The following is a 26,140-nucleotide window of genomic DNA, read 5'->3' on the forward strand; positions in this document are numbered from 1 at the left end:
CGGGCGCGAGGGGATGTGAGGAACAGTTCGGGATTGACGGCTTCTGGCCGCGACCGCTCCCCCGCCCCCCTGGGGACCAGGTGGAACGATCCCGTACGGCTCGGAATTGATAGGGTTGTCTCCGCCTTCTCCCCCCAAGGAGCAACGCGGTGAACGCCCTTCTCATCCGTCTGGTGTGTGGTCTGCTCTTCGCCGCGATGGCGCTCGGCGCCGTGGTCCATCCGCCGAAGGATCTCACCCAGGGACTGGGCATGCTGCTGCCCATGTCCATGCTGCTGGGCTACGCCATCAAGGGGTCACCGCGCCGCTCGCTGATTCCCAAGCGCAAGGCGGCCCCGCCCCCTCCCGACATCTCGGGCACGTGAGGCACGCCGCCCCGCGTCACGGCGTGCCGCGCACCAGGGGAGAAGGCACGAGCGAGGTGCGCTCCGCCTCGCGCGAGCCCGTGCCGATCGGGGCGGCGGCCTGCTCACGGGGGGCCTCCAACAACGACATCACCGCCGGGTGCACCTTGCTCGCGAAGTAGCGGCCCCCGGCCACGGTGAAGTGCACTCCATCCGCCATGCGCAGCCGCATGGGCTTGCGGAAGCCCTCGACGGGGGCCTCGCGCAACAGGTGGCCCCTGGCATCGACGAAGAAGGGCCGCGTCTCCAGGTGCGTCGACGCACTCTCGCTCCGCACCGCCTCGCGCAGCACCCGGCGGATGATCTCCAGCTTGCGCTCGAAGCGGGGCAGGCCGGTGAAGGGCAGCTCCACCCAGAGCACCTTGCGCCCCGGAGCCGACAGCATGCGCAGGAACTCCGTGGCGCGCTGCTGATAGGCGGCCTCCCACCCGGACGCGCCCCACTGCACCTGCGCCTTGCCCTGGTCATCCGTGAGCCCCTGCCCGTCGTTGCCGCCCAGGATGACGACGACGACGTCGGGTCGATGGAGCTCCACTTCCTCCCGCCCGACCTTCATCCAGTCGAAGAAGTCGGGACGGGCCAGTCCCGTGGAGGACTTCGCCCGCCGCACCGCGCGCAATCCCGGCTGTGCGTTCAGCAGTTGTTCGAGAGACTCTCCGAAGCTGGTGACGATCAGGCTGTCACCCAGCAGGAGCACGGTGCGAGAGCGAGCGGCGCCATCGGGTCCGCCCTCCTCCGCCCGCACCGACACGGACCACAGGAGAGCAAGACACACGAGCGCGCGAATCAGGGCGTTGTCCATCCGGCCCGCACGCTACCCCGCCCTTGCCCGATGGAGAAATGCACTGCCTTCCCTGGTGGGCGGGGAGTCAGGCGCTCAAAGCGTGGCCACCGGGAGTTGTCCGATGGAAATCACCGTTCCCCCCGCATCGACGGCCCCGACGGCCGCGAGGGCGGCCCGGCGCTCCACGTCGGGCAGCACCCAGATGGGCTCGCCTCCAGGAGGCTGGGGCGGAATGGGCTTCTTGTAGCCCTCGGGAGTCAGGACGATCCTCGAGTCGGACACACTGCTGAACCCCCCCGTCCTGATCGGGATGTCGATCTCCACCACGCGCTCCACCAGGACCACGCTCATCCTGGCGCGGTAGTAGCGGTAGATGAGCAGTCCCCGCCCATCCCTCGGGCGCACCGCGAGATCGAAGGTCTCGGGCCCCACGCGCCGGAAGTCATCGTCCCCGGCGGTCGCCCGCGTGAACACGATCCCCGAGGGCGAGTTTCTCGCCCAGGCAAGCTCCGCCGCTCCCGCGCTCCCCGCCATGCCGCACAGCAGAACCACCACGAGCACACCCTGCTTCATGACCCATCTCCCCTGCTGTTCAAGGTGAACGTCCACCCTCTCTACGCCGGGGGGCGCGAATATTCCCTCATTCGAAAAGCACGAGTTCCGACACCCACGGGGCCGGCCTGTCGCGCAGCCAGACGGAGCGCGTCCTCGCCAGGGCCTGGGCGGGTGTCGTCCCCCGTCCCACCTCGTCGAGCAGGGCCTGGAAGAAGGCGCCTCCTTGCTCATCGGGGATGGGCGAGGCGGGAGCCACCACGGACCGGGCACCCGCCTGGATGAACGCCGCGGGAAGACTCGCCACGGCGTAGTAGCGCAAGGCGCCCCCATTCGCGCGGCACGCGGCGAGCAGCACCAGCGGCGCGCCCCGGAGCGAAACCCCCTGGAGGTCCGAGACCGTCAACGCGTAGCGGCCATCGGGCTCGGGCGACAGCGCGAGGAAGGACGCATCGGAGAAGCCCGAGCGGATCAAACCGTGCGCATGGAACTCCACCTCGGTGGCGTCCTCGAGCTCCGCCAGGACCGCGTCGGGAGTGGCCGACGCGCCCCGCAGGAGGATCTCTCCCGGTCGCGGCGCGCGGTTCCACGGCAGCAGGCGCGGCAGACCGAGCGTGGCCGGCGGCTCCACATCCGACACCACCACGTGCTTGGGAGGGAGTCCGGCCTCGGGCCCCTTCCCCTCACCGCCACCGGGGACCAGGTAGCTCCAGGCCCGCTCGGGTCCCAGCAGTCCGGGACGTCCCAGGAGCACGGGCTCGGCGAGCACCCGCACGGCGTCACACCCCGCGAGCTCGTCCAACACCGCCGGGGGCACCGCGGGGAAGTCCTCGAGGAGCGGACGGGTGCGCTGCCCCAGGTACTCGCCCCGCACATGCCCCCGGGCACCACGCGCCACGAAGAGGACGCGCTCGTCCTGCCCCGCCACGGCGAGCAGGCACGAGGCCGGCGCGGCGCGCTCCTGTCCCGCGGCGAGCACGGTGAGGGCCTCGTCGAACTCCCCCGCCTTCCCGGCATCCATCACCAGCGTCTGGTGGGCGTAGGACCAGGCCTTGCGCGCCTCGATGTCCGTGGAGCGCAGGGGCCCGGCCGCCGCGATGACCTCGCGCAGACGCCGCTGCCCCTCGCGCCGATCCGTCTCGATGAGGATGCGCGCCGCGATCTGCTCCATCAGCAGGCGCGCGCCCGGGGTGAACGATGACTCCTCGCGCAACAGCTCCAGCCGCCGTGCCACGTACGCGCGCTCGTCCGCGGTCGTGCCGAAGCGCAGGAGATCTCCGTAGACGGCGAGCTCGAACAGGGAGGGCGGCGCCGCGCACTCACGAGCCCGCGCCACCTCGCGTCGGGCCTCCGCCACGTCCAGCGCCTCGATGGCCAGGAGCGCGCGTTGATGGTGGTAGTCCGCGCGCCGCTCACAGTCCTCCGGCTGCCGTTGCAGGTACTCGTCCAGGTAGGCCCGGGCGAGCGCTGGCTCGTGGCTCAAGCGCGCGCTGTTGATGAGCGCGAGCACGAGCACCTCCTCGTGGTGCCAGTCCCCGAGGCGGCGCGCCACGTCCAGCGCCGCGCGCGCGGGCCCCATCGCCTCCTGACGGCGATCCAACTGGTTGTAGAGGCCGCTGAGCTCCGCCTGGAGCGACACGCACCGGTACTCCAGCCGGGCCCGGTGGCACTCGTCGATCGCCGCCGCGAGCCGCTGCTCAGCCCGGGCGCCGTCTCCATGCGCCAGATCCTCCGCCACCTGGGCCTTCACCAGCGGCGCGCGGTACCACACGGCCTCGCCCGATTCCTCGACGAGCGCGCGCAGCTCCTCCAGGTGCTGGCGCTCGACACGCAGCAGGAGGATGGCGCCGAGCAGCAACTCCCGCTCGCCCGCGCGGCGCAGGCGCGTGAGGTACGCCTCCGCCGCCTCGCCCGTCAGGGCCCGGGCATCCTCCAGCAGCGCGCGGTACGTGCGGGCCAGCGGCGCGCGGCGCGCGAAGTCGGCCCGGGCCACGCGTTGCACGTAGTCGGACGCGGTGGAGTTCCTGGCCGCGGAGTCCAGGGCGCTGGCCAGCGGCGCCAGCGCGAGCACCTGCTCCCGGGACACCGCGGCGCGAATCGCATGGTAGAGGTAGAGCCGCGCCAGGTCCGGGTCGCGGCGGACCATCGCGGCGGGCAGCGCCGTTCCCTCCAACGCGAGCGCCATGCCGGCGGCGTTCATGTCCGTCCACGCCCGGCTCCGGGACGCGGCGCTCGCGCGCAACCCTTCCGCCAGCCGCTTCGCCTCCTCGCTCCACCCCGGCTCGCGCCGGTCCGCCACGAGCTGGAACTCCATGGCGGCGGCCAGCTCCAACGACATCGCGCGCAACGCGACACCGCGGTTCCAATGGGCGCGCGGATGCTCCGGCGCCGCCCTCAGCGCGCGATCCAGCGCCACGAGGGCCCGCTCGGGCTCGCCCCGCCCCAGCGCCGCCAACGCGCGGTCGCTGTCCACGTCCGGCGAGGGCGGCAGCCGCTCCAGGGCCTTCTCGGCGCGCTCGAACTCACCGGCGAGCAGGTACGCCGTCGCCAGGCCGTGGAAGTCCCCCTGCTCCTCGAGCCGCGCCAGCAGCCGCACATCCAGCTCCGCGGAACCCGAGGCCCCATCGCGCAACGTGCCGGAGCTCCGGTAGCCATCCAGGCCTGGGTAGCCGAGCCGACCTTCCTGGGAGCGCGTCGGCGCGAGCGCGAGCAATTGAGCCCCCACGTCGGGGGTCGCGGGCCGCATCCACCACGTCGCCAGCAGACCGAGCAGCACGAGGGCCGCCATTCCCACGCCCGCGCTCCACATCCGGGTGGTGCGGTGGGCCCAGGAGGGACGGAAGGGCTCGCGGCGCGGAGCATGGCGCGGGGCATGGCGCGAGGCCGCGGCCGATCGCACGGCGAGACTCGCCTGGAGTTGATCCTCCAGGGAGGCCTGACAGTCGGCGCACCCCGCGAGGTGGGCCTGGTATTCCTCGGCCTCGCTCGTGGACAACTCCCCATCCACGAAGGCGGCGATCCGCTCGCAAGCCATCACTCGACACCTCCGGGTTGCGCCTGCTCGAGAAGGATGTCCTTGAGCCGCTTGCGCGCCCGGAACAGCCGGGTGCCCACCGTCATGGGGGCGATGCCCAGCTGCTCGGCGATGCGCGCGTACGACAGACCTTCCATGTCCTTCAACCGCACCACGTCCCGGAATTCCTCCGGCAGCTTCTCCACCGCGCGCCAGACGTCCTCCAGCGTATAGCCCGCCCACGTCTCCGCCGGAGCCGCCTCCTCGCTGGCAACGTCCAGGCCCTCGGTGAATTCCTGCTGGGGATGGCGCTTGTCCTGTCGGCACATGTCGAGGAACCGCCTGACGAGGATGGAGGCCAGCCACGGCAGGGGGGGCGCGGCGCGGTCATAGGTGTGGAAGGCGCGAAACGCCCGCTCGTAGGTGTCCTGGAGCAGGTCCTTCGCATCCGAGGGGTTGCGGCCCCGGCACAGGAAGCGGGCGCGCTCCTCCAGTTGCGGCTGGCAGCGAGCCAGCACCTCCTGGAACTCCCGCGCGGACCCGGGAGCGCCGGGCGTGGCGCTCGCGGGGACGGGGGTCCGTGCCGGGCTCCGGGTGCGGGTGAATCGGAACGGGAAGTCCACGAGGGCACTACTTCGCATGGGACGCATCCCGGCGAAAGGGCCTCCAGGGCCTTCACTCCACGCCAGCCAGGCACTCAAGGCACGAGCAGGGGCGTCTCGCGCGCCCGGGGAGCGAGCCGGGAGAAGACCTGGCTCGCGAGCTCCGGCTGGCCGGCCCGCAGCCCCAGGGAAGCCTCATCGAGCAACGGCGTCACCACGAGTCCCTCGGCGCCGTGGTGGGCGAGGAAGACGAGGTGGAGGGCGGGCACGCGCAGCTCGAAGAAGTCCGAGACGCGCGCGCCCGCGGTGCGCATCACGCCGCGCCGGTGCTTCTCCATCAGGCGGCTCTTCTGGGCACCGCCGATCTGCACCGTCTCCCACCGGCCCCGGGTGGACTGGACCTCCACGAGGGAGCGGACCTCGCCTTCCACCTGGACCGGGTAGACGACGCGCTGGAGATCGAGCAGCAGCCGGCCGGGGTCCTCGCCCTGGTAGCGCTGGAGCCGCTCCAGGGAGACCATGAACACCGGGATGGGCTCGCCGAGGGTTCCGGTACTCGCCTCCTCCGGGCCCTGGAACCCCAGGGAGCGGGCGTTGGAGGCACTCACCCGTCCAGCGAAGTCCTGGAGGGTGCGGGCCGCGGCGGCGCGAGCCTCATCGGGTTGCGCGAAGGAGGCGGGGGCGGAGCCCAGGACGAGGAGGCATGCGGACAGCAGGAGGTTCTTCATGGGATGTCTTTCCAGAATCGAGAGGGAGAAAAGCCCTGGCACGGGCCGGGCGACTACTTCGTCCAGAGGGCGGACAGCACGCCGTCCAGTGCGCTCACATGGGACAGGCGGTAGCCCTGGTTCAACCCGGCCACGTAGTTGTAGGTGGATTGATAGCCGGCGCTCGTCATGTTGTAGGCCTGGTAGAAGCCAGACGACGTGGGGTGCCAGGTGGCCGCGTAGCGGATGCCATTGGGCGTGGAGTAGGAGTTGAAGCGCACGGGCATGAGGCCCTGGGCCGCGAAGCTCTGCTTCTTCGACTCGAAGTCCGCCGCCGTCATGTGCCAGTAGGTGGCGTAGCCATTGTGGGCCTTCTTCACCCAGACGCCGGCGAAGCGGATGACGCCGTTGTCGTTGTAGACGGTCAGGTCCACGTTCAGGTAGCCGGCGTTCCACATCTCGTTCCACTTCGCGGACATCTCGGCCTCGGTCAGGTTGGCCAGGGAGAGGAACGCGCCGTCGATGGGCGCCCAGATGACGGAGAAGAGCGGGCCGCTGGACGTGGGCAGCACACTGACCCGATCCGGACGCCAGCCCTGGGCGCGGTAGGTGTCGAAGTAGGACTGGAACTGCTGCGTCGTCATCAACACGCGCACCGGACGGCTCCCCACCGCCTGGAAGGAGCCCGCCATCAACCGGTTGCCCGAGGAATTGTACGCGGTCAGGGTGACCGGCCAGCGATCACGCCAGGCGTGGTGGTCGAAACATCCCTGGAAGCTGCTCGCGGACAGGTTGTGGAAGTCGCTGTAGCAGGGCGGGTTCTCGCGGATGTTGTAGTAGTCCCGCCAGTGGACGTGATCGGCGCCGCTCACGTACTCGGAGTAGGTGATATAGTATTGGTCCCCCACGTTGGGCGCCCACGGATCATTGACGTAGACATAGTTGGTGCTGAGGAGCGTGAGATACCCGCTGGCCACCATCATGTGTCCGCCGCCACCGGTCCATCCCCAGGAGAAGGCCACGGGCCGGTTGGCGTTGATCTCGCTCGTCAGCGACGACCAGCTCAGCGCGCTGTTGGACGTGGTGTTGTACGCGAAGCCATACTTCTCGAACTCGGGCCAGCCGGGCTGCACACACGCCGAGGGTACGGGGCTGTTGCAGCAATCCGAGCGCCCCAGGCGCCGGTTGGCCTGATCACACTGGGACACCCGCGTGGCGCCCAGGTAGTTCATGATCATCTGGCCGCTGCCGGCCCAGCACCACTGGTTCGTCTCTTGGGGGAACAGCGGCACCGGCAGCGTGCCCGCGTTCGCGGCCGAAACAGCCATCACGAGCGATGCCAGCGCACCGCGCAGTATACTCCGCATGTCGTCGTCTCCAGGGGTCCCGAACTCCCCGCCCCATCGCTGGTACGACGCGGGGAGGGATTATTCCTGGAGGATTTGGCGGGGCATTTTCCCCGCGACGTCCCCGCTACCGGGTGGCGGGCTTGAGCGCCCGGGTGGCGCAGAACCCCGACAAGTACTCCGACAGCCGGTCTCCCTCGGTGTGCTTGTCCTCGTAGAAGCCGGTGAGCAGGAAGCCCGCGTCGAGCTGCCCGCCGATCTGATCCTCCAGCGAGTGCGCCACGCACAGGGGCTCGCCCGCGTCGGTGTAGCGGCGCCGCTCCTCGTCGGTGAGGCTCGCCACGTCCGAGTACGGCATGCGGTACTTGAGCCGCGGCCCGCCCTGCTTCTCCAGCTCCGGGTCGAACAGGAAGACGATGGGGTTGGAGAAACCCGAGAGCAACACACCGCCGGGGCGCAGCACCCGGAAGGCCTCGTGCCACACGGGGCGGATCTCCGACGCGAAGCAGTTGGAGCAGGGGTGGAAGATGAGATCGAAGCTCTCGTCCGCGAAGGCGGACAGGTCGCGCATGTCACCTTCCACGAGGCGGATGTCGAGGCCCTCGCGCTCGGCCACCTCGGCATCCCGCGCGAGCTGGGCGGGCGAGTTGTCGAACACCGTGACGCGGGCCCCGGCGGCGGCGAACACCGGACACTGTTGTCCGCCCGCGCTCGCCAGTCCCAACACGTCCTTGCCCGCCAGGCCGCCGAACCACTCGCGCGGCACGGGCTTGCACGGGGTGAGCACCACGCTCCACTCCCCCCGGCGCGCCGCGGCGATCACCTCGGGTCCCACGGGAATCGTCCACCGATCCCCCTTGGCCACCTGACGGTTCCAGGCCTCGCGGTTGTAGGCAGTCAGGTCCATACCGCGCTTCCACTCCGTCCCCATGACGGCTCCTTGTTGAACACTGAAGACCGGATCCACGCGATATCACGCTTCCGTGCTCGAAGAGCCCCCCGAGGCGGTATTCCTCGGACATGGCCTCTACGACCCGCTCCGTGTTCACCCTGGCGTTGCTGTTGTGCGCCCTGCCCGCCCTCGCCCAGGAGAAGAAGGCCCCCGAGCCGCTCGGCATCGCGCTCGAGGGCTACGCCTACCCCGCCCCCGTGCAGTTCCTCCCGCTGACCCTCCAAGGCCAGGACGTCCGCATGGCCTACATGGACGTGCCCGCCAGCGGCAAGGCCAACGGGCGCACCGTCGTGCTCTTCCACGGCAAGAACTTCTTCGGCGCCTACTGGCGCGACACCCTCCGCGCGCTCACCCAGGCGGGCTACCGCGTCGTGGTGCCGGATCAGATCGGCTTCGGCAAGTCCTCCAAGCCGGCCATCGACTACAGCTTCCACCTGCTCGCCACCCAGACGAAGCGGGTGCTGGAGAAGCTCGGAGTCTCCAAAGCCGCCATCGTGGGGCACTCCATGGGCGGCATGCTCGCCACGCGCTTCGCGCTCCTGTTCCCGGAGACCACCACGCACCTCATCCTGGAGAATCCCATCGGCATGGAGGATTACCGCGTCCTCGTACCCTGGCGCTCCACCGAGGAGCTCTACAAGGGCCAGCTCGACACCACCGAGGAGTCCGTGCGCAAGTACCAGAAGACCTACTACGTCACGTGGCGTCCCGAGTACGAGGAGTATGTCCAGGTCATCTACCGCCAGACGCTCGGTGGCGAGTACCCACGGCTGGCCTGGGTGTCCGCCGCCACCGAGCAGATGATCTACCAGCAGCCGGTGGTGCACGAGTTCCCGCAGGTGACGGCACCGGTGCTGCTCGTCATCGGGCAGGCGGATCGCACCACGATCGGCCGGGCGCGCGTGTCGCCCGAGGCCCTCACGAAGCTCGGCCAGTACCCGGAGCTGGGCCGGCGCGCGGCGAAGGCCTTCCCCCGCGCCACGCTCGTGGAGCTGCCCAACGTGGGACACATCCCCCACTTCGAGGCCCCCGAGAAGTGGCACGAGGCGCTGCTCGGGTTCCTCGGCAAGTGAGGGGCTGGTGGCTCAGGCGCCGCCGTCGGTGACGCCGGGGTCTGCGTTCACGTCGATGCCGTCGCGCAGCAGCTCAGCCTTCTCGGCGTTGCTCGCCAGGGTGGCCACCGGGTTGTCATACCAGCCCGGATCTCCGTAGCCCTCCAGGTGCTCGCGCACCTTGAGCACCGTGAACATGCCCCCCATGGTGATGCCTCCGTAGCGGCCCTTGCCGCCCACCATGGGGATGCTGTTGGCCGGCACCGCCATGCCCATGTCCTCCATCTCCCCCATGCCCGTGTGGCCCATCGTCATGTAGTCCGGCAAGAGCTCGCGCACCTTCTCGTCGAAGCCCTCGGGCTCGAGGCCGATGAGGTTGGGCATCCCGTGACCCATCTGGTTCATCACGTGGTGGGTCATGTGGCAGTGCATCGCCCAGTCGCCGGGCTCGTCCGCCACGAACTCGATGCCGCGCGTGCTGCCCACCGGCACCAGCACCGTGGTGTCCGACCATTGAGCGGACTCGGGGACGCGGCCTCCGTCCGTCTCGGTGATGCGGAACTGGTAGCCGTGCAGGTGGATGGGGTGATGGTCCATGGGGCCGAGGTTGCCCAGCCGGATGCGCACCCGCTGTCCCTTCTTCACCACCAGCGGCGCCGTGCCCGGGAAGGCCTTGCCGTTGATCGTCAGCAGGTTGAAGTCCGTCATCTCGTTGGCATTGGGCCGCCGGGCGCCCGGGTCCAGGCGCCACTCGTGCAGCATCAGCGCGAAGTCCCGGTCCACCCTCGGCCCTCGCGGCTGGCGGGGGTGGACGATGAACATGCCCGTCATGCCCAGGGCGATCTGCGTCATCTCGTCGTGGTGCGAGTGGTACATCAGCGTGCCCGACTGGCGCAGGGTGAACTCGTACTTGAACGTCTCGCCGGGGGCGATGGCCTTCTGGTTGAGTCCCCCCACCCCATCCATGCCATTGGGCAGCAGCAGCCCGTGCCAGTGCACCGTGGTGGGCGCGGGCAGCCGGTTGGTGACGTAGAAGCGCACGCGGTCGCCTTCCACCGCCTCGATGACCGGGCCATGCACACGGCCGTTGTAGCCCCAGCACCGCGCCTGGAGCCCCGGCGCGAACTCGTGCTCCACCTCCTGGGCCACCATGTGGAAGACCTTCACGCCGTCCACCACCTTCCAGGGCAGCTTCGTCCCGTTGGGCACCACCACCGGCGTGTAGTCCCGGCCGGGCCGCCCCGGGGGCAGGTGCTTGCCACTCGCCTGGGGCCTGCCCGTGTCCGCCGCCGAGCCCTCGCGCGCCGGAGTCCCGGAGAACGGCTCCTGGGCCCGCGCCCGCGTGGCCGACAACAGCGAGGTCCCGGCCATGCCCAGACCACCGGCGACGAGCAAGCGCCGCCGGCTCAATTCCTTCTTCTCGCTCATCGCGTCCCTCCCGCGTCATCCGTCAGCCGGCCACCCACCGCGTTCTCCAGGGCGTTCCGGGCGTTCCAGTAGTCCCGCAGCGTCTCCACGTACTCCCGATACGTCCGCACCTCCTCGCGCCGGGCCTCGAGGAGCTGGAACGGGCTCAACACCATGGCGTTGTATTGGAGCTGCGACTGCTCCACGACCCGCCGCCGCAGGGGCAACAGCGTCGCCGAGTAGTGCTCCACCAACCGCCGCGCCGTCTGCAGCGCCGCCCGCCGCTGCCGCACCTCGGAGCGGGCATCGACCGAGAGCCGTGTCAGCTTCCGCTCGGCCTGGCGCTCGCGCGCCTCCAGCCCCCCGATGAGCGCCTGCCGCTGGTTGAACAGGGGCAGCTCCAACACGAGGCTCGGGCCGATGAGGCGCAGCCCATCCGACTCGCGCTCGGCGTCCACGCCCACCTCCACCGTGCCGAAGAAGCGCGAGCCGCGCGCCAGGGAGACGGCCTTCTCCATCAACGCCACGTCCTTGCGCGCGGCGTCGATGTCCAGGCGACGCTCGATCGCGAGCCGCTCCAGGTGCTCCAGGGAGGGCTCCTCTGCGGGCGGCTCGGGCAGGGGCTCGCTCACGGTCCACTCCGTGTCCTCGCCCCACAACCCGAGCATCCGGTTCAACCGCTCCCGGCTCTCCACGAGCGCCAGTTCCTCCCGGGCGAGGCCCACGCGGGCCTCCTGCCAGGCGGCGCGCGCGAGGGAGAGATCCAGCTCGGGGATGTTGCCCGCCTCATGTTGCATCCGCGCCAGCTCGGCCGCCGCCGAGAAGACGGCCACGAGCTGGGTCTGGTAGCGCAGCAGCGTGTCGGCCGCCTGGACCGCCGTATAGGCCTCGCGCGTCTCGGCCACCACGGCCAGCGCCTCATGGGCGGTGCGCAGCACGTCCGCCTCGAACTGCTGCCGGGCGATCTGCTTGCGCGCCGGGAGCATGAAGAGATCGAGCACTTCCTGCACGAGGGAGAACTCGAGGCGGGGACCGGAGCCCGACACGTTGGGGAAGCCGATCGCCGCGCCCAGCGTGGGGTTGCGCAACAGCCCCGCCTCCACCATGTCCGCCTGGGAGACGCCGAGCGACTCGTAGGAGGCCTGAAGCCCCGGGTTGTTCACGAGCGCCAGGCGCACAGCTTCCTCGCGCGCGAGTCCATCCTGGAGGAGGGCATGGACGCGCTCGCGCACGGCCTCGGCCGGAGGCGTGCCCTTCTCCCAACCGGTGGACACTTGCACCCGCTCCTGGACCAGGGCTCCGAGTTCCGCGTGTCCCCGCTCGGGAGACAGCGTCGCGCAGCCCATGGCGGACAGGCACACGGCCGCCGTGAGCAGGAGGCGGTTCATGGCGAACCACCCTGCATGGAGGACGCGCCCGGCGCCGGCTCCTCACGGGAGGCGCTCTCCTTGGGCGCGGGAGGGGCCTGGAGCACGAGCTTCATCCCGCACTTCGGGCAGCGTCCCGGCTCGTGCGAGGTGACGTCCCGATGCATGGGACACACGTAGAGGGCCGAGGAGGGCGTTCCGGCATCCGGAGGCTCGGCCTGGGACAACGTGGCGGGAGGAGCGGCGGCGGGCGAGCCGTGCAGGGCGAGCATGGCCCGCATGGGGGACTCGGAGGCCGCGGGGTTGGAGGGATCCAGCAAGGAAGGGACACGCTCCGCGGCGCCCAGGGCGCACGCGGACAGACCGAGCGCCAGGGCGCCGGTCAGCAGCTTCATCGAAAGAGACATGGAAGGTGTTCCGCGAAAGAGATGAGTTGAGCAACGGCTTCAGGACACACGCCTCGCGTATCCGGAGGGGAGAGAAGCCCTCACGGAGACGGAGTCGGAGACCGGCTCAAATCAGCCACTGACGCAGGGTCAGGAACAGCCGCTCGCGCGGAGGCGGGTCGTGCCCGGAGCGCAAGCGCGGTCCGGGCTGTTCGGGAGCCGAGGGAGCGACCCAGGAGATACCTTCGGGCAATTCCACCCAGTGGACCTGGACCTGTGCGTCGACGGCGGGCAGGCGGCCAGCCATGTCCACGGGATGACCCTGGCGCAGCTCACAGCAGTCCTGGGCGAGCAGCCGGGCGTCCTGCACCTGCTTCTTGCCGGGACACGCCGCGCACGGGGCGACGCGACGGCCGGTGTAACGGCACACCCGCTCACTTCCGCCCGCGAGGGCGGCCTGCCCCGAGATGAGCAGGGCGAGGAGGAGTGCGGCGAACCGGGCAATCACGCTCCTAGCTGTATCGCCCCCGCCAAGGCTTCGCAAGATGGGTGCCCCGCCGAGCATGGAAACGAGCAGAAGTGATAGGACGGGGGCGCCCATGACCGCTCCCCTTGCATCCGGGGGCCCGCGCCGTGCCGCGTTGGCCTTCATCTTCATCACCGTGCTGCTCGACATCCTGGCGATGGGGATGATCATCCCCGTGCTGCCCAAGCTCCTCGTCGGCTTCATGGACGGAGACACGAGCCGGGCGGCGCGGATGTTCGGCGTGTTCTCCACGGCCTGGGCGCTCATGCAGTTCATCTTCTCGCCGGTGCTCGGGGCGCTGTCGGACCGCTACGGCCGCCGCCGGGTCATCCTGTTGTCCAACGTGGGCATGGGGCTGGACTACATCCTCATGGCCTGGGCGCCCACGGTGGGCTGGCTGTTCGCGGGCCGCATCATCGCGGGCATCACCGCGGCGAGCATCAGCACGGCGAGCGCCTACATCGCGGACGTGACGCCGAGCGACAAGCGCGCCGCGGGCTTCGGGATGCTCGGGGCGGCGTTCGGGGTGGGCTTCGTGTTGGGGCCCGGACTGGGCGGCCTGCTGGGGGGAATCGATCCGCGCCTGCCCTTCTGGGTGGCGGCCGGGTTGAGCCTGACCAATGCCCTGTATGGCCTGTTCGTCCTGCCCGAGTCCCTGCCGCCCGAGAAGCGCAAGCCCTTCCGCTGGAGCGGGGCCAATCCGGTGGGCGCCCTGCTGCGGCTGCGCGCCATGCCCGAGGTGCTGGGGCTGGTGAGCGTGCACTTCCTGAACAACCTGGCCCACATCGCGCTGCCCAGCGTCTTCGTGCTGTACGGCGGCTACCGCTTCGGCTGGGACGAGCGCGCCGTGGGGCTCGCGCTGGCGGGCTCGGGCCTGTGCTCGCTGGTGGTGCAGGGCGGCCTCGTGCGGCCCGTGGTCAAGCGCCTGGGCGAGCGGCGCACGTTGATGATGGGGCTGGTGTTCGGCGCGGTGGGCTTCTCCGTCTACGCGCTGGCCCCCACCCCCGCGCTCTTCTGTGGGCTCGGCATTCCGGTGATGGCCCTGTGGGGGTTCTTCTCGCCGGCGTCGCAGGGGCTGATGACCCGCCGCATCCCGCCCTCCGAGCAGGGCCAGTTCCAGGGCGCGCTCTCCAGCCTCCTGGGCATCGCGGGCCTCGTGGGCCCCGGGCTCTTCACGCAGACGTTCGCGTACGCCATCGCCCCCGAGCGCGGCGTCCATCAGCCCGGAGCGCCCTTCCTGTGCGCCGCGCTGCTGTTGATGTTCGCGCTGGCCGTGGCGGTACGGGTCACCCGCGAGCACCAGGAAGCCGTCCCGACGACCAGCCCCCTGGTGTGAGGACAGCAGGCGCTCGGCTTGCCCCCGACCGCGCCCCGCGGGGTGGGTAGCTCCCTGGCCAGGGGATGGTCAACGTAGCGGCACCACTCGCGCGTGTCGTCGCGGTTCCTGGGGAGGGCCCTTCCATTCGCACCGCCGTGACACAGGGAACACGGCCGATGAAGCTGCCTCGAGGCAAGGTGGCGGAGGCGGTGGGCTTTACCCTGCTCTACATGGCCATCGCCCGGCTGAGCGTCCTCACCCTGGTCGAGGACGGAATCACCGTGATGTGGCCCGTGGCCGGGCTGTCGCTGGGGGTGCTGCTGCTCCGCGGACGGTGGCTGTGGATCTTCATCGTCCTGGGCGCCCTGGGAGCGAACCTGCTCGCTGGCCTCGACCCGCCCCTGGCGCTCTGTCTGGCCCTCGCCCACGGGCTGGAGATGTACCTGGCGGCGGTCCTGCTCTCCACGGGGGTGGACTTCAGCCCCTCCCTGCATCGGTTCAAGGACATCCTCTTCCTGGGAATGGTGAGCCTGGGCACCACGGCCGTGGGCGCCACCCTGGCCGCCCTCTCCTTCTGGTGGGTAGGCCCTCCGGGAGTCTCTCCGTGGTGGGTGGCCAGGACATGGTGGTTGGCGGATCAGCTCAGCGTCTGGATCCTGACTCCCGTGGTGCTCATCCTGAGCCGCACGGGTCTCCCCCGGAAGACCACCGGAGAGTGGCTCCTGCTCCTGGTGTTCCTGGCCCTGCTCGGGGTCATGGGCTGGCGGGTCTTCCTGACACCCTTCGAAGGCCACTGGCTCGACCTGCCCTACCTCACCTTCCCCATGCTGCTCTGGATTGCCCTGCGCTTCGGCCCCTTCGGCACCGTGCTCGGCAACCTCCTGGTGGGCACGGTGGCGATCGTGGGGACCCTGAGCGGACGCGGCGTGTTCATGATCATGAGCGAGCCCAACCTCTCCCTCCAGCTGTACCTGGGCACGGCGCCCCTCACCAGCCTGCTCCTGGCGGTCATCACCGAGGATCGGCGCCGCAACGCGGAGCTGGCCCGGAGCAACCAGCAGTGGCTCCAAGCGACCCTGCGGGCGGCCCGCGCCGCGACCTGGGAGTGGGATGCGATCGGCGACCACATGACCCGCTCGGTGAACCATGATCTGCTCTTCGGCCTGCCGGAGACGCGCAGCGACTGGAACCGCGAGGACTTCCTGTGCCGCATCCACCCCGAGGATCGGCCCCGGGTGAGCGAGGAGCTGGAGCGAGCGCTGCGCGGGGACGGCTCCTATGAGGCCGAGTTCCGGGTGCCCCAGCCGGATGGGAGTGTGCGCTGGCTCGCCTTCCGGGCCACGCCCCGGAGGCAGAAGGAACGATGCGTCGGCCTGAGCGGCGTGGTGCTGGACATCACCCAGCGCAAGCAGCAGGAGCAGGTGCTCTCCGAGAGCGAGCACCGCTTCCAGCGCCTGGCGGACACCGCCCCCGTGCTGCTCTGGATGTGGGCTCAAGACACGGGCTGCACCTACCTCAACCGCCCATGGCTCGACTTCACCCGCCGCCCGCTCGCGGAGCAGCTCGGGGAGGGCTGGCTCGAGGATGTCCACCCCGAGGATCGGCTCCGGCGCCTCGCGGCCCTGCAAGAGGCCACCCGGGCCCGCCAGCCCTTCGAGGTGGAGTACCGGTTGCGCCACCACACGGGGGACTACCACTGGATGCTGGAGCAGGCCGTGCCCCGCTTCGCCGGGGAGTCCTTCCTGGGGTTCATCGGCGCGTGCGCGGACGTGCAGCGGCTCAAGGAGGCCGAGGGGCTCGTGCAGGAGCGCTCCAACCGCCTCGCGGAGCTCAACGCGGAGCTGGCGCGCTCCAACGCGGACCTGGAGCAGTTCGCCTACGTCACCTCGCATGATCTGCGCGAGCCCATCCGCATGGTGGCCAGCTACGGCGAGCTGCTGGAGCGCCGGTATGGCGATCGGCTGGACGAGCGCGGCCACAAGTACCTGGGCTACATCATCGAGGGCGCGCTGCGGCTGCGCGACCTCGTGGATGATCTGCTGGCCTACTCGCGCGCGGGCCGGGGCGATCAACAGCCGGTGGAGAGCTCCGTGGAGCAGGTGCTCCAGCGCGTCCAGGTCACGCTGCACCAGGCCATCGAGGAGTCGGAGGCCCAGCTCCTCCACGGCGCGCTGCCCACCGTGGAGAGCCTCCCCAGCCAACTGGAGGTGTTGCTGCAGAACCTCATCGAGAACGCCATCAAATTCCGGAGCGCGGCCCCGCCCCGCATCACCGTGCTGGCCCGCGAGTGCCCGGACGGGTGGGAGTTCGAGGTGCAGGACAACGGAATTGGCATCGAGCCGCAGTACCTGGAGCGCATCTTCGGGCTGTTCCAGCGGCTGCACAGCCGGGAACAGTACCCCGGCACGGGCATGGGGCTGGCCATCTGCAAGCGCATCGTGGAGCGCCACGGCGGGCGCATCTGGGCCACCTCGGTACCGGGCCAGGGCACGTCCATCCACTTCACGCTCCGCCAGAAGCCCCGCCCGGCCGGCGGTCCGAGGGCCCTGGCATGATGCTCCCCATCGAGGTGCTGCTCGTCGAGGACAACCCGGCCGACGCGGACCTCACCCGGGAGGCGCTGGCCGAGAGCAAGCTGCTGGTCAACCTGGAGGTGGTGGATGACGGGGAGAAGGCGGAGTCCTATCTGCTGCGGCTGCCTCCCTATGAGAAGGCCGTCCACCCGCACCTCGTGCTGCTGGACCTGAACCTGCCCCGTCGCAACGGGCGGGAGGTGCTGCGCACCATCCGCAGCACGCCCACGCTCAAGCACATCCCCGTGGTGGTGCTCAGCTCCTCCAACACGGAGATGGACGTGCTGAAGACCTACGGGCTGGGCGCCAACTGCTACGTGGTGAAGCCCGTGCGCTTCACGGACTTCTTCGAGATCGTCCGCATCGTGGGAGAGTTCTGGTTCACGGTGGTGCGCCTGCCCCCGCCCGAGCTTTGCACGGGAGAGCCGAGCACACCGTCTCCGCTGCCGAAGCTGCCCGCCACGCCCATGGAGACCCCGCTCCAGGTGCTGCTGGTGGAGGACAACCCGGGGGACGCCGACCTGGTGCGCGAGTACCTGGAGCCGCACCCGGCCTGGACACTGAGCGTCCGCGGCACGCTGCGCGAGGCGCTGGAGTTCGCCGCGGCCCAGCGCGTGGACGTGGTGCTGCTGGACCTGGGCCTGCCGGACTGCCAGGGGCTGAACTCGCTGGAGCAGATGGTGGAGCAGCTGCCCACCACCCCCATCGTCGTGCTGACCGGCCACGAGGGCTCCACACTGGGGCGGGTGATGGTGCGCGCCGGAGCCCAGGACTACCTGGAGAAGGACAGGCTGGACGGCAACCTGTTGACGCGCTCCATTGCCTACTCGGTGGAGCGGGCCTGGGCCAGCCGGGAACGGGATGCACTGCTGGCCCGTGCCAACGTGGCCCGGGAGCGCGCCGAGGACGCGGTGCTGCTCCGGGATGAGTTCCTCTCCGTGGCCTCCCATGAGCTGAAGACGCCGCTCACCACCTTGTTGCTGCAACAGCAGATGGTGGAGCGCGCGCTGGCGCAGGGCGGGAGGGCACCCGACCGGGACAGCCTGCAGCAGCGCACGTTGGCCATGCACAAGCAGTGCGAGCGGCTCTCCCGGCTGGTGGACTCCCTGCTGGACGTGTCCCGGCTCAGCACGGGGCGGATGATGCTGGAGCGGAGCCGGGTCGAGCTGACTCAGCTGGCCCGCGAGTGCATCGAGCGGCTGTCCCCCCAGGTGGAGGCCTCGGGTGGCACGGTGTCGCTGGAGGCGCCCACTCCCGTGGAGGGCAACTGGGACCGGTTCCGCCTGGAGCAGGTGGTGGTGAACCTGCTGACCAACGCCCTCAAATATGGAGAGGGCAAGCCCGTGGAACTCATCGTCCGCCGGGAGGGCGAGAGCGCCGTGCTGGTGGTGCGGGACCACGGCATGGGCATCCGGGAGGAGGACCAGCGGCGCATCTTCGACCGCTTCGAGCGGGCGGCGCCGGCGCGGCACTTCGGCGGGGTGGGGCTGGGCCTCTACATCACCCGGCAGATCGTCAACGCCCACGCGGGGACCATCGAGGTGACGAGCAAGCCGGGCGAGGGCTCCACCTTCAAGGTCCGCCTGCCGCTGCGGACCCAGGCCTGAGCGACGGCCTCAGGACTCGTGCAGGACGCGGCCTTCCATGCCGCCGGCCACGGTGATGACCTCTCCGGTGACATGGCCGGAGATGCGATCGGACGCGAGCGTCACCACCATCCGGGCCACGTCCTCCGGACGGCCCAGCTTGCGCAGGGGCATGGTGCGCGTCACGCGGTTGATGAACACCGGGTCGGTGAGCTTGTCCTGGTGGCGCTCCACCCCCGTCCACCCGGGGCACACGGTGTTCACCCGGCCGAGCGGAGCGATGCGCGTGAGCTCGTTCTTCAGGCTCTTGAGGAAGCCACTGGCCAGCGCGCCCTTGGCGGCCGCGTAGTCCGAGTGGCCCGCCTCGCCGAAGAGGCCCGCCGTGGAGGCGATGAGGATGATGTTGCCCGAGCCCGTCGTCTCCACGTGGCGCAGGAAGGCGCGGCAGCTCAGGAAGACACTGTCCAGGTTCTCCGCCAGGGTGCGGCGCCAGCGCGAGAGCGACATCTTCCACACGGGCTCGTCCGCGGGGGGCCACACGCCCGCGTTGGCCACCAGCACGTCCAGCCGGCCCAGGGCCTTCACCGCCGCGGGCACCAGCGCGTCCACGTCGGCTTCCGAGGTGAGATCCGCCCGGAGCGCCACGCCTCCGAGCTCCCGCGCCAGGGCCTCCGCCTTGTCCGCGCTCTGGTGGTAGTGCACCGCCACCTTCGCCTGCTCCTCCGCGAAGGCGCGCACCACCGCGCCGCCGATTCCACCCGCGCCCCCGGTGACGAGGACGCCCTTGCCCTGAAGCTCCGTGTCCATGCGCTGCCCCGCTCCCGCGTGAGGCCTACTTGCCCTTCTTCGTGGGCGCGGCCTTGGCGTAAGCGACGCTGCCCGCGATCTTCTCCACGAGCGGATCGAAGTGCTCCCGCTCCTTCCTGTCCATGTGGAAGACGAGCGACCAGGTGGTCTTCCCGTCGCACCCCACGTACGTCACCGTGCGCACCGACTCCGCCCCATCCGGGGTGGTGTCCGAGTCCACGCGCCGCGCCGCCGGGGCCTTGCCCAGCTTGAGCGGCTTCCAGCCCTCGCTCCCGCCCATGGCCGTGAGGATCTTCTCCAGGCACACCTGCGGCTTCATGCCCGCGGTCTGCACGGCACCCACGTCCACCAGCACGTAGGCATCCCCCGACGGGTCGGCGAAGCGCTGGGTGCCATCCGCCTCGGACTGGTTCCAGTCGGAGGGCAGTTGCAGCGTGAGCGTCTTCACCTCGTGCTTCGTGAGCTCCGCCGGCTCCCCGGCCATGAGCACCGCCATCAACACCGAACCAAACATCATCGTACCTCCCGCCTGTGCCGAGATGGATTGAGCGCGCCGCTAGTCGAGCACCAGCCGCTGGCCGATCACCGCCAGCGAGCGCTCGAAGCGGTAGTTGACGCCCGTGTGGCCGTCCTCGAACTCCTCGTGGGTCACCTCGACACCACCGTTCTTGAAGTCCTCGGCGACCATCCGCACGCCCCAGCGCAGGTTGAACTCGTCGCGCGTGCCGCAGTCGATGAAGACGGTCTTCATCTTGCGGAACGCATCGATGAACTTGGGCACGAAGCGCACCGGATCGTGCACGAGCCAGCGGTTCCACACCTCCGGCCGCAACCGGCCCGTCTGCGTGTCGAAGGGCAGCTCCAGGTTGAGCGGCTCGCCCTTCTTGGGCGAGTAGGCGGCGGCCATGGCCAGCGCGCTGATGATGGTGAAGTCATCGCCGCGCGCCTTGGTCTCCCGGGAGCGCTGGACGAAGTCCGAGTACCAGGCCTCCACCCCACCCGCCTTGAGCAGCGCCGAGGCCGTCTTGGGCAGATCCGGCAGGTAGCAGTACTCGAAATAGGCGTCGGGCGACTGGGCGCTCAGGTGCGAGAAGAGATCCGGGTGGTAGCGGCCCATCACCAGCGCGCCATAGCCGCCCGAGCTGTGGCCCACCACCGCGCGGGAGAGCGCCTTGGGCAGCGTGCGGTACGTGCGGTCCACGAAGCCCAGCACGTCCTTGGCCAGGAAGTCACGGTAGCGGCCGATGGCGTCGCTGTTCACCCACTGGCTGCCGCCCAGCGACGTCCACCCGTCCGGGAACACGCCGATGACGGGCGGAAGGGTACCCGCCGCGATGAGCGCGTCCAGCCGCTCGGGCACGCTCCGCGAGAACGGCGAGAAGTTCGTCCACGTCCTGCCACTGCCACTGTAGGCGTTGAGGAAGTACACCGCCGGGTAGCGGCGCGTGCCCGCGGCATACCCGGGTGGCAGGTACACCGTCAGTGCCCGCCGCGCCGGATCTCCCAGCGGGTTGCCCTCCAGCGCCGGTGAGTGCATCTCCTGGGTCTCGAGTACTCCATTCATGTGCGTCCCCTCCCGGATGAGCCCATCCTGGGTTCAGCCGCGCTGCCCGGATGTCTTGCCGAAGAACTTCATGACCTGTTGGAGATCCTCCCAGGCCTTGCGCTTCTCCGCCGGTTGGCGCAGCAGGTAGGCCGGGTGGAAGGTGGGCATGAGCTGGATGCCCTCGTATTGACGCCAGGTGCCGCGCAGCCGGGTGATGGGCGTGCTGTCGCGCAGCAGCGTCTGCGCCGCGAACTTGCCCAGCGCCACGATGGCCTTGGGCTGGATGGCCTTGAGCTGCGCGCGGAGGAACGGCTCGCACGCCGCCACCTCGTCCGGCTCGGGGTTGCGGTTGCCCGGCGGCCGGCACTTCACCACGTTGCAGATGTAGATGTCGTCGCGGCGGTAGCCCATCGCCTCGATCATCTTCGTGAGCAACTGGCCCGCGGCGCCCACGAACGGCACGCCCTGCTGATCCTCGGTCTCGCCGGGACCCTCGCCCACGAACACCAGTTCGGCGTGGGGATTGCCCGAACCGAAGACGATGTTCTTGCGGCCCGTGCACAGCTTGCACCGGCGGCAGTCCCCCAGTTCGCGCCGGATGTCATCCAGGCGGGGCCGCTCACCCTCCACCACGCCCGGCAGCGAGCCCGCGTAGGGCCGCGCCTGCGCGGGCACCTCGAACAGCGCGGGCGCCGCGGGAGTCTGGGTCCGCGGAGCCGGGGGGCGCTCGGCCTGGGGTGCCGCCGCCCGGGGTGGCGGTGAAGGGACGGCCGCGCGAGGAGGCGGTGGAGGGGCCGCCGGGGGAGGCGCCTGGGGCGCGGGGGCGGGCTTGCTGACCACCGGGGGGCGCGCCAGGGCCGCTGGCCGGGGGAGACCCGCGGCACGGGCTTCCGCGGCCACACGTGCGTCCACCTGGAGGAACCGGCCACCCTCCTCTTGCTGCCAGAGGAGGTGACGGCGCAGATCCTCGAGGACTTCGCTCAACGCCTGCGAGGGATGGGGGGCTTCGCTCACGAGGGTGGGTTTACGGTTCCGGGTTTCTGGATTCAACCGCCTACCGGGTAGGGTGCCCGCACGCTTACCCCATGGCCGGGGGCAGCGCCACCCTCAAGGTCTCCGCCCGGGTGCCACGGCGACTCCCCCGGCTTGAGGAGCCGGCATGACTCCACTCCAGGGCGGAGTCTGAACACGCTCGCCCCACCCCATCAGGACCCAATCCCATGAACATCGAAGAAACGAAACGACTCCTGTCTGCCTGCTTCCTGCTCGTTCTGTCCGCTTGTGAGGAGGAAAGAAGCGAGGAGCAGCAGGTCCGAATCACGGTGACCTGCGCGGCGACCACTTTGGACATCATGAAAAGCACCCAATGTTCGGCGAACGCGACGGATCCGGACGGACGCCCCGTGGAGGTCGGCTCCCTGTTCTGGAGCAGCAGCGATGGGGAACTGGCGGGAGTGGATTCGACGGGACGGGTGGAGACTCGCGCCAAGGGCACGGTCACCATCCGCGCGACGGCCTTCTCGACCAGCGATGACGTCCTCCCCGGTGAGGCCACGCTGAACATCCAGGGCCTCATCCATTCGGGACTCATCACCGCCCCGGAAACGTGGCGGGCAGCGGACAACCCCCACGTGGTGCGCTCCTCCCTGAGGGTGGCTGGCGCCAACGCTCCCCAACTGACCCTGGAAGCCGGCGTCGTGGTCCGCTTCCTGCCCGGCGTGGAACTGAGGGTGGGTGGACTGGAGGAGGATGGCACGGAAACCCCCGGGGTCCTCTCCGTGGAAGGAACCGAGGCGAGCCCCGTCCTGCTCACCTCCAATGACCCAGACACCACCTCTGAATCCGACTCCTGGGTGGGGATCCTGGTGTATCAAAACTCCTCCATCCGCCTCCATCACGCCGTCATCGAAGGCGTGACTGCGCGTACGCAGGATGGCGCCTTGTCCGTGGCGGGCTCCCTCCTCTCCGACAATGTCACCGTGCGCCGGTGTCTCGGAGGTGTTCATCTGTTCGGTCATGGCACGTTCGCCCCCGGCTCCACGAAGCTCCGGGTGAATGGGTGCAGATATCCGCTCTTGAGCGTGACCAATGCGGTGAGCTCCATTCCCACGGACAGTGAATTCACGGGCAACGAGTCCAACGCGGTCTTCGTCTTTGGCTCCGTCAATCACAGTCAGACGTGGCCGAACCTGGGCGTGCCGTATGTCATGCGAAATGACCTCCTCGTGGGAGGATCCCAAGCCAGGCCGGTGCTCACCCTGGTCCCGGGGACCGAGATCCGGATGGCCCCGGACACGGGAATCTGGGTTGACGAACAAGGGAGTCTCGTGGCCCAGGGCACCGCCACGCAGCCCATCCACTTCGTGGCGAACGCATCCACGCCCTCACCGGGCTTCTGGAAGGGTCTGACCTTCGGCGATGCCCGAGGCAGCAAGCTCGAGCATGTCTCCGTCTCCCATGCCGGCCCGGCGGCATTGACCATCCACCAGGAGCTGGGCGCCTTCGTGACCCGGAGCGAGTTCACCCACTCCTCCGGCTGCGGCCTCCTCCGCGCGCCCGAGGTGACCACGGACTTCACCCGCGCCGAGTACGGCAACACCTTCTCCGACAACGCCCTGGACGCGCAGTGCCCACTGCAGGACGACCCGAGCACTCGCTCCCCTGCTCAGACCAGGGCGCGCTTGTAGAGCGCCAACACCTCGGCCCAGGCCTTCTCGGCCGCGGCCTCGTTGTAGATGCCGCTGGCCATGTCCTTCACGCACCAGCCGTGCTCGGCGCCGTTGTAGACCTCGATCTTGTTTTTCACCTTGGCGGTGTCGAACGCCTCCTTGAGCCTGACCTTGGCCTGCGGGTCGCGCGCGTCGTCGTTGGCGGCGACGGCGATCAGCAGCTCGGCCTTGATCTTCGGGGCCAACAGGTGGGGGCTGTCAGGCGCCTGGGTGACCAGGCCGCCGCCGTGGAACGAGGCGCCCGCGCCCACCCGCTCCGACAGCGAGGCGGTGCGGATGGTCAGCGGCCCTCCCATGCAGTAGCCCTGCACCCCGATCTTGGCGCGCTCATTCACCTGCGGCTGCTGGTCCAGCCATGCCAGGAAGGCGCCGCCGTCGGTGAAGGCGGTGTCCTGGTTCAGCGTGCCCACGACCTTCATGATCTCCTCGCGGTCGGCGGGGACGGCGAAGTCCATCGGCCGCGAGAACACCGGCGCCTTGCGGGTGCGGTAGAAGGGGTTGGGCACGAGAACGGCATGACCCTCGGCCGCCAGCCGCCGGCCCATGTCGCGCATGGCGGGGCGCAGGCCGAAGGCATCCGGCCACAGCAGCACGCCCGGCCACGGGCCGTTGCCCGACGGGTGGAAGAAGGCGGCGTCGGCCGTGCCGGCAGGGGTCTTGATCTCGACGTCGTGCTCGACCACGGCCCCGGCGGCCACGCCACCCGCGGAGTTCGAATAGTCGTCCATGGTTCTCCTCCTCAGGAGCTGCGTTGAGGCCACCACTATTCCCAAGACCCAGCCGCCGGCCAAGCCTTCGACGCATGAGAAGAGAACCAGTGCGCTCGAGCGTGGCCTTGGCACTGTCGAGCGCCGCCTGGACCAGACATGAAGGAGCCCGGCAGCGCCTCCCTCCTCCACTGGATAGGGATTCGAGCGAATGAAGACCCGGTAGGGCGACGAGTCTACTGCCGTGCCCTGGAATCCTCCCCGTTCGCTTGGGTAACTTGGGGACCGCTCCGCACGAACGCGGGCCCCCAACAAGCAGGTCTCCTCCATGGAATTCAGACAACTCGGCGCATCGGGCTTCAAGGTTCCCGTCCTCAGTCTCGGCACGGGGACGTTCGGAGGCAGCAACGAGTTCTTCAAAGGCTTTGGCAGCAGCGACGTGAAGGAGGCCACCCAGCTCGTCGACATCTCACTCGACTGCGGGCTGAACATGTTCGACTCGGCCGACGTGTACTCGGGCGGAATGGCCGAGGAGATCCTTGGCCAGGCGATCAAGGGCCGCCGTGAGCGGGTGATCCTCTCCACCAAGGCCACCCTCCGCGCGGGCCCCGGTCCCAACGAAGTGGGCTCGTCGCGCTACCACCTGATCCGTGCGGTCGAGGGGAGCCTGCGCCGCCTGGGCACCGACTACATCGACCTCTTCCAGCTCCACGGCTTCGACCCCATCACCCCCGTCGAGGAGACACTCAACACGCTCGATGATCTCGTGCGCGCCGGGAAGCTCCGCTACATCGGCTGCTCGAACTTCCCGGGCTGGCATCTCATGAAGTCGCTGGCCGTATCGGAGCGCCACAACCTCGCGCGCTACGTGGCCCACCAGGCGTACTACTCGCTCGTCGGGCGCGACTACGAGTGGGAGCTGATGCCTCTGGGGCTCGACCAGAAGGTCAGCGCGGTCGCCTGGAGCCCGCTGGGTTGGGGCCGGTTGACGGGCAGGATCCGCCGCGGCCAGCCCCTGCCCGAGGGCACCCGGCTCCAGAACTCCCAGACGGCCGCGGGCGGCCCCCAGATCCCCGAGGAGCACCTCTACCGGGTCGTGGATGCGCTCGACGAGGTGGCGGCGGAGACCGGCAAGACGGTGCCGCAGGTGGCCATCAACTGGGTGCTGCAGCGGCCGACGGTCGCCAACGTCATCATCGGCGCACGCAACGAGGAGCAACTGCGCCAGAACCTGGGCGCGCTCGGCTGGAACCTCACCCCGAAGCAGGTGGCGAAGCTCGACGCGGCGAGCGCCACGCCCCCCGCCTACCCCTTCTGGCACCATCAGCGGTTCAGCGAGAGCAACACCTTCCTGAACTCTTAGGAGTTCGTCGACCTGTTCCTGTTCCGGTACGAACCTCGCGGCCAGCGAGCTGATTCCGAGCATGCTGGCCGGCGGCGACTCAAACACCAAGGACTCCGCCCCCCGTGACGCATCTGCTGCTGTCCGCCCTTGCCGCGCTCAATGGATAGGTTCAAGTCATGGAACGAGGACTTCGGGCGGTTCCGGCAGCATGTCCCTACATGGGACTCATCACGAGCAGGTCGCTTGGACGCAGGTGGTCCCCACGCAGGTGGAACCCGGGCATTCCGAGTTGAAGCTACAGCTCTGGTTGGCCTTGGAACCCGAGGCGCACCAACTGCCACAATTCGACACGGAGGCACAGCTCTGATTGGCCTTGGGACCCGAGGCACAGTACCTGCCGCACTCCACGTTGGAATTGCAAGACGCGCCGG

Annotated in this window: 23 protein-coding genes; 7 read left to right on the top strand and 16 right to left on the bottom strand. The window is 69.7% G+C overall.

What is annotated here, in order from left to right; genetic code table 11:
• Positions 1-149: 149 nt before the first annotated feature.
• Positions 150-365 (top strand): hypothetical protein, encoded by a 216-nt coding sequence (locus CYFUS_RS28735; protein WP_095988131.1) that lies wholly within the window; start codon positions 150-152, stop codon positions 363-365.
• 16 nt (positions 366-381) lie between these two features.
• Here the strand turns inward: CYFUS_RS28735 and CYFUS_RS28740 are convergent, their stop codons facing one another.
• The 7 genes from CYFUS_RS28740 to CYFUS_RS28770 form a co-directional block, all read right to left on the bottom strand.
• Entirely contained in the window at positions 382-1,206 is an 825-nt protein-coding gene (locus CYFUS_RS28740; protein ID WP_095988132.1) for a DUF459 domain-containing protein, read from the bottom strand.
• Between the two features lie 75 nt (positions 1,207-1,281).
• Positions 1,282-1,761 carry a hypothetical protein gene (locus CYFUS_RS28745; protein WP_095988133.1) on the bottom strand — a complete coding sequence of 160 codons (480 nt, stop codon included), beginning with the start codon at positions 1,759-1,761 and terminating at the stop codon, positions 1,282-1,284.
• A gap of 67 nt (positions 1,762-1,828) precedes the next feature.
• Positions 1,829-4,774 carry a CHAT domain-containing protein gene (locus CYFUS_RS28750; RefSeq protein ID WP_095988134.1) on the bottom strand — a complete coding sequence of 982 codons (2,946 nt, stop codon included), beginning with the start codon at positions 4,772-4,774 and terminating at the stop codon, positions 1,829-1,831.
• Positions 4,774-5,394 (bottom strand): RNA polymerase sigma factor, encoded by a 621-nt coding sequence (locus CYFUS_RS28755; RefSeq protein ID WP_232536865.1) that lies wholly within the window; start codon positions 5,392-5,394, stop codon positions 4,774-4,776. The genes CYFUS_RS28750 and CYFUS_RS28755 overlap by 1 nt, the downstream gene beginning before the upstream one ends.
• 56 nt (positions 5,395-5,450) lie before the next feature.
• The gene (locus CYFUS_RS28760; protein WP_095988135.1) at positions 5,451-6,083 is read right to left on the bottom strand and encodes a hypothetical protein; all 633 of its coding nucleotides are present in this window, start codon (positions 6,081-6,083) and stop codon (positions 5,451-5,453) included.
• Positions 6,084-6,136: 53 nt separating this feature from the next.
• Entirely contained in the window at positions 6,137-7,429 is a 1,293-nt protein-coding gene (locus tag CYFUS_RS28765) for a C39 family peptidase (RefSeq protein WP_095988136.1), read from the bottom strand.
• Positions 7,430-7,535: 106 nt separating this feature from the next.
• Positions 7,536-8,315 (bottom strand): class I SAM-dependent methyltransferase, encoded by a 780-nt coding sequence (locus CYFUS_RS28770; RefSeq protein WP_095988137.1) that lies wholly within the window; start codon positions 8,313-8,315, stop codon positions 7,536-7,538.
• A 113-nt stretch (positions 8,316-8,428) separates the two neighbouring features.
• Between CYFUS_RS28770 and CYFUS_RS28775 the strand changes: the two genes are divergently transcribed.
• Entirely contained in the window at positions 8,429-9,433 is a 1,005-nt protein-coding gene (locus CYFUS_RS28775) for an alpha/beta fold hydrolase (protein ID WP_095988138.1), read from the top strand.
• A gap of 12 nt (positions 9,434-9,445) precedes the next feature.
• Here CYFUS_RS28775 and CYFUS_RS28780 read toward each other — a convergent pair whose 3' ends face one another.
• The 4 genes from CYFUS_RS28780 to CYFUS_RS28795 all read right to left on the bottom strand — a co-directional run bounded on the left by CYFUS_RS28780 (position 9,446) and on the right by CYFUS_RS28795 (position 13,080).
• Positions 9,446-10,840 carry a multicopper oxidase family protein gene (locus CYFUS_RS28780; protein ID WP_157758708.1) on the bottom strand — a complete coding sequence of 465 codons (1,395 nt, stop codon included), beginning with the start codon at positions 10,838-10,840 and terminating at the stop codon, positions 9,446-9,448.
• Positions 10,837-12,207, bottom strand: coding sequence for a TolC family protein (locus tag CYFUS_RS28785; protein WP_095988139.1), 1,371 nt, complete (start codon positions 12,205-12,207; stop codon positions 10,837-10,839). Before CYFUS_RS28785 ends, CYFUS_RS28780 begins: the two co-directional genes overlap by 4 nt.
• Positions 12,204-12,593, bottom strand: coding sequence for a heavy metal-binding domain-containing protein (locus tag CYFUS_RS28790; protein ID WP_157758709.1), 390 nt, complete (start codon positions 12,591-12,593; stop codon positions 12,204-12,206). Before CYFUS_RS28790 ends, CYFUS_RS28785 begins: the two co-directional genes overlap by 4 nt.
• A 106-nt stretch (positions 12,594-12,699) precedes the next feature.
• Entirely contained in the window at positions 12,700-13,080 is a 381-nt protein-coding gene (locus tag CYFUS_RS28795; RefSeq protein WP_095988141.1) for a hypothetical protein, read from the bottom strand.
• Between the two features lie 91 nt (positions 13,081-13,171).
• On the opposite strand from CYFUS_RS28795, the gene CYFUS_RS28800 reads away from it, so the two are divergent.
• The 3 genes from CYFUS_RS28800 to CYFUS_RS28810 all read left to right on the top strand — a co-directional run bounded on the left by CYFUS_RS28800 (position 13,172) and on the right by CYFUS_RS28810 (position 18,596).
• On the top strand, positions 13,172-14,434 hold the full coding sequence (locus tag CYFUS_RS28800) for a TCR/Tet family MFS transporter (RefSeq protein ID WP_095988142.1): 1,263 nt from the start codon (positions 13,172-13,174) through the stop codon (positions 14,432-14,434).
• A 158-nt stretch (positions 14,435-14,592) separates the two neighbouring features.
• A complete protein-coding gene (locus tag CYFUS_RS28805) occupies positions 14,593-16,971 on the top strand; it encodes an ATP-binding protein (RefSeq protein ID WP_198316145.1) in 2,379 nt (792 codons plus the stop codon).
• On the top strand, positions 16,968-18,596 hold the full coding sequence (locus CYFUS_RS28810; RefSeq protein ID WP_095988144.1) for a response regulator: 1,629 nt from the start codon (positions 16,968-16,970) through the stop codon (positions 18,594-18,596). Before CYFUS_RS28805 ends, CYFUS_RS28810 begins: the two co-directional genes overlap by 4 nt.
• A 9-nt stretch (positions 18,597-18,605) precedes the next feature.
• On the opposite strand, the gene CYFUS_RS28815 is transcribed toward CYFUS_RS28810, so the two are convergent.
• The 4 genes from CYFUS_RS28815 to CYFUS_RS53075 are packed head-to-tail and all read right to left on the bottom strand — an operon-like array spanning position 18,606 to position 21,942.
• Positions 18,606-19,382: an SDR family NAD(P)-dependent oxidoreductase gene (locus CYFUS_RS28815; protein WP_095988145.1), complete on the bottom strand. Its 777-nt coding sequence runs from the start codon at positions 19,380-19,382 to the stop codon at positions 18,606-18,608.
• A gap of 25 nt (positions 19,383-19,407) precedes the next feature.
• Complete coding sequence (locus tag CYFUS_RS28820; protein WP_232536866.1) at positions 19,408-19,899, bottom strand: hypothetical protein; 492 nt, start codon at positions 19,897-19,899, stop codon at positions 19,408-19,410.
• A gap of 39 nt (positions 19,900-19,938) precedes the next feature.
• Positions 19,939-20,946: an alpha/beta hydrolase gene (locus tag CYFUS_RS28825; protein ID WP_095988146.1), complete on the bottom strand. Its 1,008-nt coding sequence runs from the start codon at positions 20,944-20,946 to the stop codon at positions 19,939-19,941.
• Positions 20,947-20,979: 33 nt separating this feature from the next.
• The gene (locus CYFUS_RS53075; protein ID WP_232536867.1) at positions 20,980-21,942 is read right to left on the bottom strand and encodes a uracil-DNA glycosylase; all 963 of its coding nucleotides are present in this window, start codon (positions 21,940-21,942) and stop codon (positions 20,980-20,982) included.
• Between the two features lie 206 nt (positions 21,943-22,148).
• Here CYFUS_RS53075 and CYFUS_RS28835 point away from each other — a divergent pair, with 206 nt between their 5' ends.
• Positions 22,149-23,615 carry an Ig-like domain-containing protein gene (locus CYFUS_RS28835; RefSeq protein WP_095988147.1) on the top strand — a complete coding sequence of 489 codons (1,467 nt, stop codon included), beginning with the start codon at positions 22,149-22,151 and terminating at the stop codon, positions 23,613-23,615.
• Here CYFUS_RS28835 and CYFUS_RS28840 read toward each other — a convergent pair.
• Positions 23,594-24,385 carry a dienelactone hydrolase family protein gene (locus CYFUS_RS28840; RefSeq protein ID WP_095988148.1) on the bottom strand — a complete coding sequence of 264 codons (792 nt, stop codon included), beginning with the start codon at positions 24,383-24,385 and terminating at the stop codon, positions 23,594-23,596. The two genes, CYFUS_RS28835 and CYFUS_RS28840, sit on opposite strands and share 22 nt — an antisense overlap.
• A gap of 307 nt (positions 24,386-24,692) precedes the next feature.
• Here CYFUS_RS28840 and CYFUS_RS28845 point away from each other — a divergent pair, with 307 nt between their 5' ends.
• Positions 24,693-25,727, top strand: coding sequence for an aldo/keto reductase (locus tag CYFUS_RS28845; protein ID WP_095988149.1), 1,035 nt, complete (start codon positions 24,693-24,695; stop codon positions 25,725-25,727).
• Positions 25,728-26,140: the final 413 nt, after the last annotated feature.

The organism is Cystobacter fuscus (genome assembly GCF_002305875.1).
GTDB classification, from domain to species: Bacteria; Myxococcota; Myxococcia; order Myxococcales; family Myxococcaceae; genus Cystobacter; species Cystobacter fuscus_A.

Coding starts and splice junctions, on each gene's coding strand:
- CYFUS_RS28765 (WP_095988136.1), bottom strand. CDS start 7,429: ATGCGGAGTATACTGCGCGGTGCGCTGGCATCGCTCGTGATGGCTGTT.
- CYFUS_RS28835 (WP_095988147.1), top strand. CDS start 22,149: ATGAACATCGAAGAAACGAAACGACTCCTGTCTGCCTGCTTCCTGCTC.
- CYFUS_RS28740 (WP_095988132.1), bottom strand. CDS start 1,206: ATGGACAACGCCCTGATTCGCGCGCTCGTGTGTCTTGCTCTCCTGTGG.
- CYFUS_RS28755 (WP_232536865.1), bottom strand. CDS start 5,394: ATGCGAAGTAGTGCCCTCGTGGACTTCCCGTTCCGATTCACCCGCACC.
- CYFUS_RS28840 (WP_095988148.1), bottom strand. CDS start 24,385: ATGGACGACTATTCGAACTCCGCGGGTGGCGTGGCCGCCGGGGCCGTG.
- CYFUS_RS28820 (WP_232536866.1), bottom strand. CDS start 19,899: ATGATGTTTGGTTCGGTGTTGATGGCGGTGCTCATGGCCGGGGAGCCG.
- CYFUS_RS28745 (WP_095988133.1), bottom strand. CDS start 1,761: ATGAAGCAGGGTGTGCTCGTGGTGGTTCTGCTGTGCGGCATGGCGGGG.
- CYFUS_RS28800 (WP_095988142.1), top strand. CDS start 13,172: ATGACCGCTCCCCTTGCATCCGGGGGCCCGCGCCGTGCCGCGTTGGCC.
- CYFUS_RS28775 (WP_095988138.1), top strand. CDS start 8,429: ATGGCCTCTACGACCCGCTCCGTGTTCACCCTGGCGTTGCTGTTGTGC.
- CYFUS_RS28780 (WP_157758708.1), bottom strand. CDS start 10,840: ATGAGCGAGAAGAAGGAATTGAGCCGGCGGCGCTTGCTCGTCGCCGGT.
- CYFUS_RS28825 (WP_095988146.1), bottom strand. CDS start 20,946: ATGAATGGAGTACTCGAGACCCAGGAGATGCACTCACCGGCGCTGGAG.
- CYFUS_RS28770 (WP_095988137.1), bottom strand. CDS start 8,315: ATGGACCTGACTGCCTACAACCGCGAGGCCTGGAACCGTCAGGTGGCC.
- CYFUS_RS28845 (WP_095988149.1), top strand. CDS start 24,693: ATGGAATTCAGACAACTCGGCGCATCGGGCTTCAAGGTTCCCGTCCTC.
- CYFUS_RS28815 (WP_095988145.1), bottom strand. CDS start 19,382: ATGGACACGGAGCTTCAGGGCAAGGGCGTCCTCGTCACCGGGGGCGCG.
- CYFUS_RS28805 (WP_198316145.1), top strand. CDS start 14,593: ATGAAGCTGCCTCGAGGCAAGGTGGCGGAGGCGGTGGGCTTTACCCTG.
- CYFUS_RS28810 (WP_095988144.1), top strand. CDS start 16,968: ATGATGCTCCCCATCGAGGTGCTGCTCGTCGAGGACAACCCGGCCGAC.
- CYFUS_RS28790 (WP_157758709.1), bottom strand. CDS start 12,593: ATGTCTCTTTCGATGAAGCTGCTGACCGGCGCCCTGGCGCTCGGTCTG.
- CYFUS_RS28750 (WP_095988134.1), bottom strand. CDS start 4,774: ATGGCTTGCGAGCGGATCGCCGCCTTCGTGGATGGGGAGTTGTCCACG.
- CYFUS_RS28760 (WP_095988135.1), bottom strand. CDS start 6,083: ATGAAGAACCTCCTGCTGTCCGCATGCCTCCTCGTCCTGGGCTCCGCC.
- CYFUS_RS28785 (WP_095988139.1), bottom strand. CDS start 12,207: ATGAACCGCCTCCTGCTCACGGCGGCCGTGTGCCTGTCCGCCATGGGC.